The organism is Pseudomonas sp. KBN12P06040 (genome assembly GCF_037574965.1).
Lineage (GTDB): Bacteria > Pseudomonadota > Gammaproteobacteria > Pseudomonadales > Pseudomonadaceae > Pseudomonas > Pseudomonas aeruginosa.
The window spans coordinates 4645108-4659511 of the sequence record NZ_JBBELS010000001.1; the positions used below are offsets into that span (position 1 = coordinate 4645108).

Genomic DNA, 14404 nt, shown 5'->3' on the forward strand with positions numbered 1-14404 from the left:
AACACGCCGGGATTCCGCTGCGCGCAAGACTACTCCGCGCCGACCGCGAGCTTGCGGGCGCTGCGCGCCTCCTCCAGTTGCATGCAGCGCTCGAGGAACAGGTACATGTAGTCGTAGCTCTTGCAGATCGCGTCGCGCAGTTGCCGGCGCAGCTCGGCGCTGGGATTGGTGCCGGCCAGGGTGCAGATGATCTCCAGCGCCTCCCAGGGGTGGGCATCGTCGTACTGGGCGTGGAGCTTGAGCCACTTCATGGCGCGCTTGCGGCCTTCCTTGGGGAAGGCGTTTTCGTAGACGCCGTTCGAACAGACCAGCGCCGACCACTCGCCAGTGACGCCTTCGATGGCGTAGTTGGTGGCGGCCATGGCCACCGGCAGTGAGTCGCTGGCGCAGGTGTGCCAGCACCAGTGGCTGAGCGCGTGCAGTTCGGCCGGCACGTCTTGCGCCTGGATCTCGGCCAGGCTCACGCCGTGGGCCTCGGCCCAGTGCAGCCAGTAGTCGGCGTGGTTGAGTTCGACCCGAATATTGCGCATCAGCCAGCGGCGCGCCATGTCTTCGCCGGGATGGCGGGCGAAACGGGTCTTCAGCAGGTTCTGCGACATGTACAAGGGGAACTGCTCGACCACCGGCCAGCCGCCGATCAGGTACAGGCGCATCAGCGCCGGGCTCAGCTCGGCGTCGCGCATGCGCCGGTACAGCTCGTGGCCGGAAACCCGGTCCTTGCTCGCCTGGCAGTCGACGATCAGTTGCTGCGCCCACTGCGGATAGCTTCCCGCCTCCTGCAAGGGGCCCGTACGGTCAAAGAACTCGCTCACACCCGTCTCCCTTCTCTTCTTCTCGGCAACGGCCTCATAGCAGCGAAACTACTCTTTCTTCGCTCCGCGGTCACCTACCGGAGGTTCTGTCCGAGGCTCGGCCACAGGCCCTGGGCATCCAGCCCTGCGCCCGGAGGCTGGCGACTGAACGGCAGGGGCGCGCCGATGGCCAGGCCCTGGGCATAGTCGATGCCGATCTCGCGCAGCGCCTCCATCACTTCGACGGTCTCGACGAACTCGGCGATGGTACGTTTGCCCATCACGTGGCCGATATGGTTGATCACCTGGACCATGGCGCGATCGATGGGATCCTCGAGCATGTCCTTGACGAAGCTGCCATCGATCTTCAGGTAATCCACCGGCAGGTGCTTGAGGTAGATGAAGGACGACATGCCGGCGCAGAAATCGTCCAGGGAGAAACGACAACCGGTGTCCTTGAGCTCGTTGATGAAGCGGATGGCGCTGGCCAGGTTGGCAACCGCCACGGTTTCGGTGACCTCGAAGCAGATCGTCTGCGGCGGAATGCGGTAACGGGCGAACAGCTCGGTGAGGAACTGCAGGAACGACTCGTCGCCGATGGTCGCGCCGGAGAGGTTGATGGCGCAGGTGCCGATCGGCTCGGCGCGAGGGTCCTGGGCGCGCTCGACGAGGGTGCGGAAGGCATTCTCCACCACCCAGCGATCGATCAGCGTCATCAGGCCGTAGCGCTCGGCGGCGGGTATGAAGCTCAGCGGCGGCACCAGGCGCCCGCCCTCGTCGCGCAGGCGCAGCAGCAGTTCGACGTGCAAGCCCTCCTCCGCACCTTCGCCCAGCGGCACGATGGGCTGGGCATAGAGACTGAAGCGGTCTTCCTCCAGCGCCAGGTGGATGCGCTGGACCCAGGTCATCTCGCCGAAGCGCATCGACAGTTCGACGTCGTCCTGATGGAACACCTGGACCCGATTGCGCCCCTTTTCCTTGGCCATGTAGCAGGCCATGTCGGCGGAGCGCAGTGCCTCCTCGAGGGTCGAGATACCCGGCAGCAGGTGCACCAGGCCGACGCTGACGGTGCAGTTGAACGGCTGCCCGCTCCAGGTGAAGTGCAGGTCCTGGACCGTCTTGCGCAGATGGTCGGCGATCTCCACGGCTTTTTCCGCCGGGCAGTTCTCCAGCAGGATGCCGAACTCGTCGCCGCCCAGCCGCGCCAGCGTGTCGCCCTCGCGCAAGCCTTGTTGCAGCAGGGTGCAGACCTGGCGCAGCAGTTCGTCGCCGGCGGCGTGGCCGCAGGTGTCGTTGACCAGCTTGAACTGGTCCAGGTCGAGGAACATCAGGGCGTGCCGCCCGCTGTTGCGCTCCAGGCGTTCCAGCGCTATCTGCAGGCGATACTCGAACTCGCGGCGGTTGGTCAGCCCGGTCAACGCATCGTGGGTCGCCTGCCAGGACAGGCGCGCCATGTACTGGCGCTCGCGGGTCATGTCGTGAAGCACCAGGACCACCCCGGTGATCTCGCCGCCGCGATGGATCGGCGCGCCCACCAGGGTCACCGGCACGCTGCTGCCGTCGTGGCGCAGGACCAGCTTGGAATGCTCGCGGCCGCCGTCGATCTCGCCGCTGAGGATCTGCTCGATCAGCAGCATGCCCTCCTCCCGCGAGCTTTCGTCGACGATCCGGAACAGCGACGCCAGGGGCAGGCCGCGGGCCTTGTCCAGCGTCCAGTTGGTCATCTGCTCGGCGGCCGGGTTGAGGTAGGAAATGCCCCCCTGGGTGTCGGCGGTGATCACTCCGTCGCCGATCGAGGCCAGGGTGATCTGGGCCCGTTCGCGCTCGGCATCGAGGGCGTTCTCCACTTCCTGGCGCTGCATCAGTTGTTGCCGGGTACGCAGGAACGCCAGGAGGATGAGCACGCTGGCGGTGGTCAGGTTGGCCACCAGCAGCAGCCTGAGCAAGGCCCGCGAGCCCTCGCCGAGGGCGTCGCTGAAGGCCTTGGCCGCCGGCGTGACCTTCTCGTTGATCGCGTGGATCTCGGTCTTCCACTGTTGCACCTGCTCGGCACTGGCCTGCCCGGTGCCGATGCCCGCGCGCATCTTGCCGGCGACGTCGATCAGTTCCATGACGTACTTGTCGCCCACCAGCCACAGCTCGATGGCGCGCTCGAAGTAACTGAAGTCGTGGAAGTTGCGGTACAGCCAGATGATCGCGGTAACGTCGTCGGCATGGTTGCCGCCCTTGAGGATGCCCTGGCGGGCCGCCTCGATGTCCGGGTCGGGCTGGTCCAGGGCAAGGCGCATCTCGCGGTCGCCGAGGGGGATCGCGATGGCCTCCTCGTAGCGGCGGAAGTCTTCGTCGGCGCGTGAGTCGGCATAGAGGGTGAGATAGTAGATGGCATCCTTCTGGCCCTTCGACCAGAGGCTTTCGCCGCCGACATAGCTGCGCACCGCGGAGAGGACGTAGAGACTGCCGCCCGCCAGCATGGCCTGCAACAGCACCACGACGATGAAGGGCCATACCAGGCCGAGCAGGCGGGGCTTGTCGAGAGTCCGGTTCTGCCTCATTCCATCTACCATTCAAACTGGCGCTAAGCGATCGGGTGCCGTCTCCGTCACCCCTGACTGCATCACCTGTCGGCCGCTCAAGATCCCGTCGCAGAACTCCCGAGGCCTTGCCTGCCGGCAGCCACGACGCTGGAGGAGGCGGACACCCGGCAAACAGTAGGAGTCTAGTGGCTGTTTGCCAAACCTGCCCTGCACCTGGCGGAACAGACAGCGTTTTTTATTGCCGCAGCCAATAAAAACCGGATGTCTTATATGGAATATACGAGAAAAACCGCCAGGCGACAGCCTGGCGCCTCACATCTGTTGCAGATGTCCGTAGAGCCGGGCGTAGAGGCCGCCTTCGGCGATCAGTTGCTGGTGGTCGCCGTCTTCGGCGATATGCCCGCCATCGAAGACCAGGACCCGGTCGGCCTGCTTCACCGCCGACAGCCGATGAGCCACGATCAATGTGGTGCGGCCTTCGAGGAAGTCGCCGAGCGCCTGGTGCAGGGCGTACTCGGTAGCGGCGTCGAGGGCCGAGGTGGCCTCGTCGAGGATCACCACCTTGGGCTCGGCGAGGATCATCCGGGCGATCGCCAGGCGCTGCCGCTGACCGCCCGACAGGCGCACCCCGGAACGCCCGACCACGGTGTCCAGCCCCTGCGGCAGGCGCCGCACGCCGTCGGCCAACTGGGCGATCTCCAAAGCCCGCCAGCAGGCCTGGTCGCTGCGTTCGCGGCCCATGGTCAGGTTGGCCCGCACGCTGTCGTTGAACAGCGCCGGATGCTGGAGGACCACCGCGACATGTTCGCGCACGCAGTCCAGGCCGATTTCCTCCAGGGGCACCCCGCCGTAGCGGATGCTGCCGCGCTGCGCACTGTAGAGGCCGAGTAGCAGTTGCACCAGCGTGCTCTTGCCGCCGCCGCTGGCGCCGACCAGGGCAACCTTCTCGCCGGCGCCGATGTTCAGGTCCAACTGCTCCAGGACCTTGTCCTCGCCGTAGGCGAAATCCAGCCCGCGCACCTCGATGCCAACGGTCGTGCGGCCGGCGAACGGATCGCGCAGCGGCGGGTAGCGCGGCTCGTCGGCCCGCGCCAGCAACTCGTTGATCCGCTGCAACGCGCCGCCAGCGGCGTAGTAGGCGTATTGCAGGCCGAGCAGCTGTTCGACCGGACCGATCATGAACCAGAGGTAGCTGAACACCGCGAGCATCTGGCCGATCGACAGGTCCGAGAGCAGCACGGTAAGCATCGCCGCGGCGCGGAACACATCGATGCCGAACTGGAACAGCAGGCCGCTGGCGCGCCCGGCGGCGTCGCTTTTCCATTGCGAGGCCACGGCGTAGTCGCGGACTTCCTGGGCGCGGTGGCCGAGGCGGCCGAGGAAATAGCCCTGGCGATTGCCGGCGCGGACTTCCTGGATCGCCTCGAGGGTCTCGGTGAGCGCCTGGGTGAAGCGCGCGGTGCTGTCGTTCTCGAGCTTCTTGAGGTGCTTGACGCGCTTGCCCAGTTGTACCGTGGACCAGATCACCAGCGGGTTGAACAGCAGGATCAGCAAGGCCAGCTGCCAGTGCATCCAGACCAGGATCGCGGCGGTGCCGAGCAGCGTCAGCAAAGCGACCAGGAAGCGGCTGAGGGTTTCCCCGACGAACTTGTCCAGGGTGTCCAGGTCGGTCACCAGGTGGGCGCTGATCGAACCGCCGCCGAGGGTTTCGTATTCGCCCAGGGCGATATGCCGGAGGCGCTCGATCAGACGCAGGCGGATGCGGTAGACGATGTCCTTGGACAGCCGCGCGAACAGCTTCGCCTGGAGCACGTTGAACACCAGCGCCGCCCCCCGCAACAGGAGGGTCGCCGCCAGCATCAGGCCGATGTAGCCGAACGCCACCTGCCAGTCGGCGGGCAACAGGCGGTCCATGAAACGCAGCGCGCCGTCGCCCTTGCCGAGCAGCACTTCGTCCACCAGCAACGGCAGCAGCAAGGGGATCGGCACGGTGCAGAGGGTGGCCAGCACCGCCACCAGGTTGGCGAGCAACAGGGCTTTCTTGTGGCGCAGTGCGAGTCGACGAATCTCCGCCCAGCTCAGGCGGTCTCCGCGCTCACTCATGCCGGCCCCGTTCCAGCCAGCGGCCGAGCAAGGGTGAAAGTTCGGCAAGCGGCTGGTAGCCGTTGGTGAGCAACGCCAGTTGGCCGTTGCGCTCGGCCAGCAGGGTCGGGAACCCGGCGATGCCAAGGTCCTGGACCCAGGCGAAATCGGCGGCGGTGGCGTCACGCGCCTCGCCGCTGTCGAAGACCGCGGCGAACTCGATGCGTGGAATTCCCACCGCTTCCGCCAGGTCGGCGAGCACCGCCGCCTGGGTGACATCGCGACCCTCGGCGTAGAACGCCCGCTGGATCGCCCTCACCAGCGGCCAGGCGCTTTCCTCGTCGAGGCTGCGCGCCGCCACCAGGGCCCGGCAGGCCGGCTCGGTGTCATAGACGAAGCCTTCGGGCAACGCGTCGTCGAAGCGGAACGGCTGGCCGGTGGTCTGCTGCACGGTCTGCCAGTGGCCGAGGATGTAGCCGCGGGTATTCGGGTCGAGCGCCGCGCCGTGGCCGGCGCGCAGGCCACCGGCTACCAGGTGGAAAGCGACGCCGTCGGCGGCCGCCTGCCGGGACAGCGCCTCGGCGACCGGGGCGAAGCCCCAGCACCAGGAACACATGGGGTCCATCACGTACAGCAGGCGGGCCTTGGCCAAGGTTCAGTTCTCCAGCGTGGACTGGCGCGGATCGCGACCGAGCGGGTGCGGCTGGTTGCGCTGCCGCGCCAGTTCGATCTGTTTCTGCCGCTCGCGGGCGCCGGCGCGGGTCTTCTCGCTCAGCGAGTCCCAGCAGTGCGGACAGCTGATGCCGGGCACGTAGTGCTCGGACTGGCGGTCTTCCAGCGAAACCGGGTTGCGGCAGGCGTGGCACTGATCGTACTCGCCCTCGCTAAGATCGTGGCGCACGGTCACGCGGTTGTCGAATACGAAGCAGTCGCCGCGCCACAGGCTCTGTTCCTGCGGCACCTCTTCGAGGTACTTGAGGATGCCGCCCCTGAGGTGGAAGACCTCCTCGAAACCGGCGCCGAGCATGTAGCTGGAAGCCTTCTCGCAGCGGATGCCGCCGGTGCAGAACATCGCCACCTTCTTGTGCCGCGCCGGGTCGTAGTGGGCCTTGATGTACTCGGGGAACTCGCGGAACGACCTGGTCTTCGGATCGACCGCGCCCTCGAAGGTGCCGATCGCCACCTCGTAGTCGTTGCGGGTATCGATCAGCAGGACTTCCGGATCGCTGATCAGGGCATTCCAGTCCTTCGCCTCGACATACTGGCCGACCTGCTTGTTCGGATCGACGCCAGGCACGCCGAGGGTGACGATTTCCTTCTTCAGCTTGACCTTGGTGCGGTAGAACGGCTGTTCGTCGCAGTAGGATTCCTTGTGCTCGATATCGGCCAGCCGGGGATCGCTGCGCAGCCAGGCGAACAGCGCATCGATGCCTTCGCGGCTACCGGAGACGGTGCCGTTGATGCCTTCCTCGGCCAGCAGCAAGGTGCCTTTCACACCGTTGTCGAGCAGGGTTTGCAGCAGGGGTTCACGCAGCGCCACGTAATCGTCGAGAGTCACGAACTTGTACAGCGCCGCCACGACGATGGATGTCATGGGGATATAGCCTCCAGGTGGTCGCCCGCGTAAAGGGCGGACCGGAACGAAAAGCGCCAGCCACTGGCGCCATGGAAACGACAACGCCGGCGGAAGGCCGGCGCTGGGTGCGTAGTCTAGCGCAGCAGGGGCAGGCTCTGCACCCCGCCGCGACGGACGCCGTCTCAGGGTATGTCGTGCTTGCTCCCGCCGCGGCAGGTCGGCGAGGACGGCACCGCAGCCTGGCTCCACTCCTCAGGGGTGAAGGTATGCAGCGCCAGGGCGTGGAACTCGCCCATCAACCCACCGAGGGTGGCATATACCTTCTGGTGCCGCTTCACCGCGTTCAACCCGGCGAACTGCGGGCTGACCAGCACCACCTTGAAGTGGGTCTCCAGCCCGCGGCTGTGCATGTGGCTCTCGTCGAGCACCTCGACGTGTTGCGGATCGAGGGGCTGCAGGGCGGTCTGGATACGGTCACGCATGCTCATCGCGAATCACGACTCACTTTTTCTTCTGGGCCGGCGCGGCGACGCCGAGTTCCTTGTCCATGTCGGCCATCAGCTTGTTCACCGGCTCGACGGCGCCTTGCAGCTTGGCCTGGGTCAGTTGGGCGGATTCGGCGGTCAGGCGCGGCATCTTCTCCAGCACCTTCTTGCCCAGCGGCGACTGGTAGAAGGCATTCAGGTCCTTCAGCTCGGACTCGGTGAAGTTGGTGGTGTAGAGCTTGATCAGCTCGGGCTTGATCTTGTCCCAGCCGATGGCGCGGTCCAGTTCGGCATTGGCCTTGGCCTGGTAACGCTCGAGAACCGCCTTCTTGCTCTCCGGCGCCTTGGCCTGGGCAAAGCGCTGGGCCAGCATCTGCTGCACCTGGGCATAGACCGGGACCGTCAGCTTGTCGGCATGGACCAGCTTGAGGAATTGCTCGGCCTGGCTGGCGGAATCGGCCATGGCCATGGAGCTGAGGCTGAGCAGCACGGCGCTGCCGATGAGGCGAAGACGGGTCATGGAAAATCCTTGAGGTTGGGTAGATGTGTCCGTGGGACCCGACATTCTGCGCCTAAGTTCGAAATCCGCTCAAGCGCGGCGCCGAATATCGGGAGAATCCTATCCGGCGCCCGCCCGCTCCATGCCGTCTACTATCAGTTCTGTAGTGGGTACTTGCCGCCTTCCTTCCGCAGCCGGCATGCTTGCGTCAGCCTGTCACATGGATGTGTTAGATGAACGGAACCGCCGCCGATACCCTCGCCGTATCGCCCCCGCCCCTGCGCAACCTCTGCGACAGCCACGGCCGGCTCGATCCCCGGGCGGTCGGCTGGTCCGCCCGGCCGCGGGTGCTCTGCCACATCCCCGGCCACTTCGGCCGGCGCAAGCGCTGGAACCACTGGTGCATCGTCAGCCCCGGCTGGATGCTCTCGCTGACCATCGCCGACCTCGACTACCTGACCTACGGCGCCGCCTATTTCCTCGACCTGGACAGCGGCCAGGCGGTAGCGCACACGCAGATCCGCTTCTTCGGCCTCGGCTGCCAGTTGCCCGACGAGCCGCAGGCCAGCCATGCCTTCGAGCATCCCCGCCTGCAATTGCGCTTCGACGAACAGCCCGGGCGCCTGCGCGTCACCGGCCAGGCCCCGGACCTCGGCGGCCTGCCGCTGGAGCTGGCGCTAGAAGTGCGACGACCGTCGCACCTGGAGTCGGTGAACCTGGTGGTGCCGATGGGCGAACACACCTTCCATGCCTGTAGCCGCCAGCTCGGCCTGCCGATCAGCGGCTGCCTGCAACTCGGCCGCCGGCGCTACGACTGCCAGGCGGGCCAGAGCTTCGCCGCGCTGGACTTCGGCCGCGGCGTCTGGCCGCTGCATACCTACTGGACCCGCGCCGCCTTCGCCGCCCCCGGCGGCATCGCCGGCAACTTCGGCACCGGCTGGACCGAAGCCAGCGACCTGCGCGAGAACGCCCTGTGGTTCGGCGGCAAGCTCAGCCGCGTGCTCGACGACGTGCACATCCGCGAGCCTCGCGACCCGCTGGCCGAATGGCGCCTGGACAGCGCCTGCGGTCGCGTCGAGCTGCTCTTCCGTCCCGAACAGCTGCACCAGGCGCGGCCCAGCGTCGGCCTGTTCTATGCCAATACCCGCCAGTGGTTCGGCCGTTTCAACGGCACCCTGCGCCACGACGACGGCGACTGCGTGCCGGTGGACGGCGCCCTCGGCTGGATCGGTTCGACCCGCGCGCGCTGGTGACGCCGGCGGCGGGCAATCTATTTCCGACCCGCAGCGCGGCGAAAAATGCCCACGAGGAAGCGACGGCAGCGGAACCCAAGGCGGGAGCGAAGGCCTAAACTGCCGGATACGCACCCTGGAGAACACTCATGAGCCGGACCGAAACCGATAGCCTGGGCACCATAGAGGTGCCCGACGACGCCTACTGGGGCGCCCAGACCCAGCGCTCGCTGGAGAACTTCGCCATCGGCGGCCAGCGCATGCCGCTCGCCGTGATCCACGCCCTGGCGCTGATCAAGAAAGCCGCCGCGCGGGTCAACGACCACCTCGGCGAACTGCCGCCGGAAGTCGCCCGGCTGATCGAACAGGCCGCCGACGAGGTCCTCGCAGGCCGCCACGACGAACACTTCCCGCTGGTGGTCTGGCAGACCGGCAGCGGCACCCAGACCAACATGAACGTCAACGAGGTGATCGCCGGCCGCGCCAACGAACTGGCCGGCAATCCGCGCGGCGGCAAGTCGCCGGTGCATCCCAACGACCACGTCAACCGCGCGCAGAGTTCCAACGACAGCTTCCCCACCGCCATGCACATCGCCGCCGCCAAGGCCGTGCACGAACAATTGCTGCCGGCCATCGCCGAGCTTTCCGGAGGTCTCGCCGAACAGTCGGCGCGGCACGCCAGCCTGGTCAAGACCGGGCGCACCCACCTGATGGACGCCACGCCGATCACCTTCGGCCAGGAACTCTCGGCCTTCGTCGCCCAGCTCGACTACGCCGAGCGCGCCATCCGCGCGGCGCTGCCGGCGGTCTACCAGTTGGCCCAGGGCGGCACCGCGGTGGGCACCGGGCTCAACGCGCCGAAGGGCTTCGCCGACGCCATCGCCGCGGAAATCGCCGCCGAATCGGGCCTGCCCTTCGTCGCCGCGCCGAACAAGTTCGCCGCCCTGGCCGGCCACGAGCCTCTGGTCATCCTCTCCGGCGCCCTGAAGAGCCTGGCGGTGGCCCTGATGAAGATCGCCAACGACCTGCGCCTGCTCGGCTCAGGCCCACGCGCCGGCTTCGCCGAGGTGAAGCTGCCGGCCAACGAGCCGGGCAGCTCGATCATGCCCGGCAAGGTCAACCCGACCCAGTGCGAGGCGCTGTCGATGCTGGCCTGCCAGGTCATGGGCAACGACAGCACGATTTCCTTCGCCGCCAGCCAGGGCCATCTGCAACTCAACGTGTTCAAGCCGGTGATCGTCTACAACCTGCTGGAGTCCATCCGCCTGCTCGCCGACGGCTGCCGCAACTTCAACAAGCATTGCGTCGCCGGCCTGGAGCCGGACGCCCAGCGCATGGCCGACCTGCTGGAGCGCGGCCTGATGCTGGTCACCGCACTGAACCCGCACATCGGCTACGACAAGGCCGCCGAAATCGCCAAGAAGGCCTACGCCGAAGGCACCACCCTGCGCGCCGCGGCGCTGCAGCTGGGCTACCTGGACGAAGCGCAGTTCGACGAATGGGTACGGCCGGAGCAGATGCTGGAGGCCGGCCACCATGGTTGAAACCGCCAAGACCGGCGCCACCCCGCTGGAAGGCGACGGCAAGCGCATCCTGCTGATCGTCGGCTCGCCCAAGCGCAAGAGCTTCTGCCACCTGCTCGCCGAATGCTACGCCCAGGGCGCGCGCAGCAAGGATCACGTGGTGCGCGAACTGAAGCTGGGCGAACTGGCCTTCGACCCGATCCTCCACGAAGGCTACGAACAGAGCCAGGTGCTCGAACCCGACCTGCTGGAAGCGCAGCGGCAGATCCACTGGGCCGAGCACCTGGTGTTCGTCTACCCGGTCTGGTGGGGCGGCCTGCCGGCGCTGCTGCAGGGCTTCTTCGACCGCGCCCTGCAGCCGGGCTTCGCCTTCCGCTACCGCGGCACCCAGGACAAGGACTGGGAGCAACTGCTGGGCGGGCGCAGCGCCGACCTGCTGGTCTGCCACGACCAGCCGCTGTCGCGGCTGCGCTTCCTCAAGGGCCCGCCGGCGCACCGGCAGATGGTGCGCAGCGTGCTCGGCGCCTGTGGCATCGCCACCCGCCGCCTGGAAGAGTTCGCGCCGATGCGCAGTTCCAGCGAGGAACAGCGCCAGGGTTGGCTGCGTCGCGCCGAACAGCTCGGCAGCCAGGTCTAGTTCCCTTCCCGCCCGGCTGCGGCCGGGCGCGGACACTGATCGTTCTGACAGGTCCGCCACCTTCCCGCCGGCTTGCCTTCCCCGCCCCCATGGCGGCCCTTTGCCTGCCTCTACCGGCTCACAGTGCGGGTGCCGACCGCTTTGCATTCCGCGACATCCATCAGGAATGGGTAGCGAATCTGACCGGCCCGTCACATTTGGTAGGGACCTCAAACCGGCACCGAGGGCTAGGATCAGCCCGCTTCGAAATGAATCCGGTTCTGGAAAAAAGGACTTGTCATGAAACACTACTCAGCCACCCTGGCACTCCTGCCACTCACCCTCGCCCTGTTCCTGCCCCAGGCAGCCCATGCCCACGGCTCGATGGAAACGCCGCCCAGCCGGGTCTACGGCTGCTTCCTCGAAGGTCCGGAGAATCCCAAGTCGGCCGCCTGCAAGGCCGCCGTCGCCGCCGGCGGCACCCAGGCGCTGTACGACTGGAATGGCGTCAACCAGGGCAACGCCAACGGCAACCACCAGGCGGTGGTCCCCGACGGCCAGCTCTGCGGCGCCGGCAAGGCACTGTTCAAGGGCCTGAACCTGGCTCGCAGCGACTGGCCCAGCACTGCCATTGCGCCGGACGCCAGCGGCAACTTCCAGTTCGTCTACAAGGCCAGCGCGCCGCACGCGACCCGCTACTTCGACTTCTACATCACCAAGGACGGCTACAACCCCGAGAAGCCGCTGGCCTGGAGCGACCTGGAACCCGCGCCGTTCTGCTCGATCACCAGCGTCAAGCTGGAGAACGGCACCTACCGGATGAACTGCCCGCTGCCCCAGGGCAAGACCGGCAAGCATGTGATCTATAACGTCTGGCAGCGCTCGGACAGCCCGGAAGCCTTCTACGCCTGCATCGACGTGAGCTTCAGCGGCGCCGTCGCCAACCCCTGGCAAGCGCTGGGCAACCTGCGCGCGCAGCAGGACCTGCCAGCCGGTGCTACCGTCACCCTGCGTCTGTTCGATGCCCAGGGCCGCGACGCCCAGCGTCACAGCCTGACCCTGGCCCAGGGCAACAACGGTGCCAAGCAATGGCCGCTGGCGCTGGCGCAGAAGGTCAACCAGGACTCCACCCTGGTCAACGTCGGCGTGCTGGATGCCTACGGGGCGGTCAGCCCGGTGGCCAGCTCGCAGGACAACCAGGTCTACGTGCGCCAGGCCGGCTACCGCTTCCAGGTCGACATCGAACTACCGGTCGAGGGCGGCGGCGAGCAGCCGGGCGGCGACGGCAAGGTCGACTTCGACTATCCGCAAGGCCTGCAGCAATACGACGCCGGGACCGTAGTGCGCGGTGCCGATGGCAAGCGCTACCAGTGCAAGCCCTACCCGAACTCCGGCTGGTGCAAGGGCTGGGACCTCTACTACGCCCCGGGCAAGGGCATGGCCTGGCAGGACGCCTGGACCCTGCTGTAACGCCCTCGACTGCCGCCCGCTCCGGGCGGCAGTCGTTTTCGCCGCCAGGCACCCGCCGCGAGACGGCGAATCCGCGCAACGGTACAGTCCCCCGGCGAAACCCTGGCTACGTGTGCCTGTTCAATCTGCCGTGCGCTCCCTAGGCTGGTCCGACCACCAGCACGGGGAAACCACGCATGCCTTTTTCTCTCGCCGCCCTCCAACAAGCCGCCGCCATCGTCCACCAGAGCCTGCCGCCGACGCCGCAGATACGCTGGCCACTGCTATGCGAGGCACTGGGTTGCGAAGTGTGGATGAAGCACGAGAACCACCTGCCGGTGGGGGCCTTCAAGCTGCGCGGCGGCCTGGTGTATTTCCACCACCTGGCGCACCAGGGTGAGCGGCCGGCCGGCGTGATCAGCGCCACCCGCGGCAACCACGGCCAGTCGGTGGCCTTCTCGGCGAGCCGCTACGGCATCCAGCCGATCATCGTCGTGCCGCACGGCAACAGCCGCGAGAAGAACGCGGCGATGCGCAGCCTCGGCGCGGAGCTGATCGAGCATGGCGAGGACTTCCAGGCCTCCCGCGAATACGCCGCCGAGCGCGCCCGGCGCGAAGGCCTGCACCTGATTCCGGCGTTCCATCCCTGGCTGGTGGCCGGAGTCGCCAGCTACAGCCTGGAGTTGTTCGCCGCGCTGGCCGACCTTGACGAAGTCTACGTGCCGATCGGTATGGGTTCGGGCATCTGCGGCCTGATCGCCGCGCGCGACGCGCTGGGCCTGAAGACCCGCATCGTCGGCGTGGTGTCCGCCCATGCGCCGGCCTACGCCCTGTCGTTCGAGGCCGGCACGGCGATCAGCCACCCGGTCGACACCCGCCTGGCCGACGGCATGGCGTGCAGTACGCCGGACCCGAGCGCGCTGGAAATGATCCTGGCCGGCGCCGATCGCCTGGTGCGGGTCAGCGACAGGGAGATCGGCGCGGCCATGCGCCTGTGCTTCACCAGCACCCACAACGTCGCCGAGGGCGCCGGGGTGGCGGCGCTGGCCGCCGCCTGGCAGGAGCGCGAGCGCCTGAAGGGGCTGAAGGTAGGCCTGATCCTCAGCGGAGCGAACGTCGACCGCGAGGTATTCGCCGAGCAACTGGCCGCCGGCGACTGAGCCGGCGCCGCTAGGCCAGCCCCGCGAGGAGCAGCAGCCACCAGGCGAGCACCAGCAACTGCACGAAGAAGCCGGCGAAACGCAGCCAGACGAACAGCGCGGAGGTGCTGACCAGGTGCATCAGCGACTGGAACAGCCGGGCGCCGAGCACCAGTGGCGCCAACGGGTCGGTCAGGCTGCTCTGCCCGCTGGCGATCGCGTAGAGCAGCGCGCCGGCCAGCAGCGGCAGGTTCTCCACGCAGTTGGCATGGACTCGCACCAGCCGCTGGCCGAAACCGCCAGGCGTGTTGCTGCCATCGGCGGCGAAGGCGTTCACCGCCATCCGCCCGCCGAGTACCAGCAGGCCGCGCTGGCTGACCAGCAGGAAGACCAGCAACAGGGTCCAGGCGATCAGGCCGAGCAGGCAGATCGCGCTAGGGCTGAGAAACATGGATGACGCTCCTTCTATTGTCTTGTC

13 protein-coding genes are annotated in these 14404 nt (G+C 67.3%); 5 read left to right on the forward strand and 8 right to left on the reverse strand.

Annotated elements, in window-relative coordinates; genetic code table 11:
• Positions 1-29 precede the first annotated feature (29 nt).
• The 7 genes from VQ067_RS21860 to VQ067_RS21890 all read right to left on the reverse strand — a co-directional run bounded on the left by VQ067_RS21860 (position 30) and on the right by VQ067_RS21890 (position 8033).
• Entirely contained in the window at positions 30-812 is a 783-nt protein-coding gene (locus VQ067_RS21860) for a TenA family transcriptional regulator (protein ID WP_003085869.1), read from the reverse strand.
• 74 nt (positions 813-886) lie between these two features.
• Positions 887-3343 carry an EAL domain-containing protein gene (locus tag VQ067_RS21865; protein ID WP_003134291.1) on the reverse strand — a complete coding sequence of 819 codons (2457 nt, stop codon included), beginning with the start codon at positions 3341-3343 and terminating at the stop codon, positions 887-889.
• 294 nt (positions 3344-3637) lie between these two features.
• Positions 3638-5428 (reverse strand): ABC transporter ATP-binding protein, encoded by a 1791-nt coding sequence (locus VQ067_RS21870; protein ID WP_003106581.1) that lies wholly within the window; start codon positions 5426-5428, stop codon positions 3638-3640.
• Positions 5421-6023, reverse strand: coding sequence for a DsbA family protein (locus VQ067_RS21875; protein ID WP_023980573.1), 603 nt, complete (start codon positions 6021-6023; stop codon positions 5421-5423). Before VQ067_RS21875 ends, VQ067_RS21870 begins: the two co-directional genes overlap by 8 nt.
• A gap of 39 nt (positions 6024-6062) precedes the next feature.
• On the reverse strand, positions 6063-7001 hold the full coding sequence (trhO, locus tag VQ067_RS21880) for an oxygen-dependent tRNA uridine(34) hydroxylase TrhO (protein WP_003109414.1): 939 nt from the start codon (positions 6999-7001) through the stop codon (positions 6063-6065).
• A 164-nt stretch (positions 7002-7165) separates the two neighbouring features.
• On the reverse strand, positions 7166-7471 hold the full coding sequence (locus VQ067_RS21885; RefSeq protein WP_003109415.1) for a BolA family protein: 306 nt from the start codon (positions 7469-7471) through the stop codon (positions 7166-7168).
• 13 nt (positions 7472-7484) lie between these two features.
• The gene (locus VQ067_RS21890; protein ID WP_003120754.1) at positions 7485-8033 is read right to left on the reverse strand and encodes a DUF2059 domain-containing protein; all 549 of its coding nucleotides are present in this window, start codon (positions 8031-8033) and stop codon (positions 7485-7487) included.
• A gap of 167 nt (positions 8034-8200) precedes the next feature.
• On the opposite strand from VQ067_RS21890, the gene VQ067_RS21895 reads away from it, so the two are divergent.
• From VQ067_RS21895 to VQ067_RS21915, 5 genes are all read left to right on the forward strand, one after another.
• On the forward strand, positions 8201-9220 hold the full coding sequence (locus VQ067_RS21895; protein WP_003109416.1) for a DUF2804 domain-containing protein: 1020 nt from the start codon (positions 8201-8203) through the stop codon (positions 9218-9220).
• 128 nt (positions 9221-9348) lie between these two features.
• Positions 9349-10743, forward strand: coding sequence for a class II fumarate hydratase (locus VQ067_RS21900; RefSeq protein ID WP_003085854.1), 1395 nt, complete (start codon positions 9349-9351; stop codon positions 10741-10743).
• Positions 10736-11359, forward strand: coding sequence for an NAD(P)H-dependent oxidoreductase (locus tag VQ067_RS21905; protein ID WP_003085852.1), 624 nt, complete (start codon positions 10736-10738; stop codon positions 11357-11359). The genes VQ067_RS21900 and VQ067_RS21905 overlap by 8 nt, the downstream gene beginning before the upstream one ends.
• A gap of 279 nt (positions 11360-11638) precedes the next feature.
• Positions 11639-12808, forward strand: a complete 1170-nt coding sequence (cbpD, locus tag VQ067_RS21910; protein ID WP_003109418.1) for a chitin-binding protein CbpD — start codon at positions 11639-11641, stop codon at positions 12806-12808.
• 176 nt (positions 12809-12984) lie between these two features.
• A complete protein-coding gene (locus VQ067_RS21915; RefSeq protein ID WP_023126487.1) occupies positions 12985-13947 on the forward strand; it encodes a threonine dehydratase in 963 nt (320 codons plus the stop codon).
• Between the two features lie 10 nt (positions 13948-13957).
• Here the strand turns inward: VQ067_RS21915 and VQ067_RS21920 are convergent, their stop codons facing one another.
• Positions 13958-14377, reverse strand: coding sequence for an MAPEG family protein (locus VQ067_RS21920; protein ID WP_003085846.1), 420 nt, complete (start codon positions 14375-14377; stop codon positions 13958-13960).
• Positions 14378-14404: the final 27 nt, after the last annotated feature.

Excerpts from the sequence above, each read along its gene's own strand:
- VQ067_RS21865 (WP_003134291.1), bottom strand. The coding sequence starts at position 3,343 with ATGAGGCAGAACCGGACTCTCGACAAGCCCCGCCTGCTCGGCCTGGTA.
- VQ067_RS21870 (WP_003106581.1), bottom strand. The coding sequence starts at position 5,428 with ATGAGTGAGCGCGGAGACCGCCTGAGCTGGGCGGAGATTCGTCGACTC.
- VQ067_RS21875 (WP_023980573.1), bottom strand. The coding sequence starts at position 6,023 with ATGTGTTCCTGGTGCTGGGGCTTCGCCCCGGTCGCCGAGGCGCTGTCC.
- trhO (WP_003109414.1), bottom strand. The coding sequence starts at position 7,001 with ATGACATCCATCGTCGTGGCGGCGCTGTACAAGTTCGTGACTCTCGAC.
- VQ067_RS21885 (WP_003109415.1), bottom strand. The coding sequence starts at position 7,471 with ATGAGCATGCGTGACCGTATCCAGACCGCCCTGCAGCCCCTCGATCCG.
- VQ067_RS21890 (WP_003120754.1), bottom strand. The coding sequence starts at position 8,033 with ATGTCGGGTCCCACGGACACATCTACCCAACCTCAAGGATTTTCCATG.
- VQ067_RS21895 (WP_003109416.1), top strand. The coding sequence starts at position 8,201 with ATGAACGGAACCGCCGCCGATACCCTCGCCGTATCGCCCCCGCCCCTG.
- VQ067_RS21900 (WP_003085854.1), top strand. The coding sequence starts at position 9,349 with ATGAGCCGGACCGAAACCGATAGCCTGGGCACCATAGAGGTGCCCGAC.
- VQ067_RS21905 (WP_003085852.1), top strand. The coding sequence starts at position 10,736 with ATGGTTGAAACCGCCAAGACCGGCGCCACCCCGCTGGAAGGCGACGGC.
- cbpD (WP_003109418.1), top strand. The coding sequence starts at position 11,639 with ATGAAACACTACTCAGCCACCCTGGCACTCCTGCCACTCACCCTCGCC.
- VQ067_RS21915 (WP_023126487.1), top strand. The coding sequence starts at position 12,985 with ATGCCTTTTTCTCTCGCCGCCCTCCAACAAGCCGCCGCCATCGTCCAC.
- VQ067_RS21920 (WP_003085846.1), bottom strand. The coding sequence starts at position 14,377 with ATGTTTCTCAGCCCTAGCGCGATCTGCCTGCTCGGCCTGATCGCCTGG.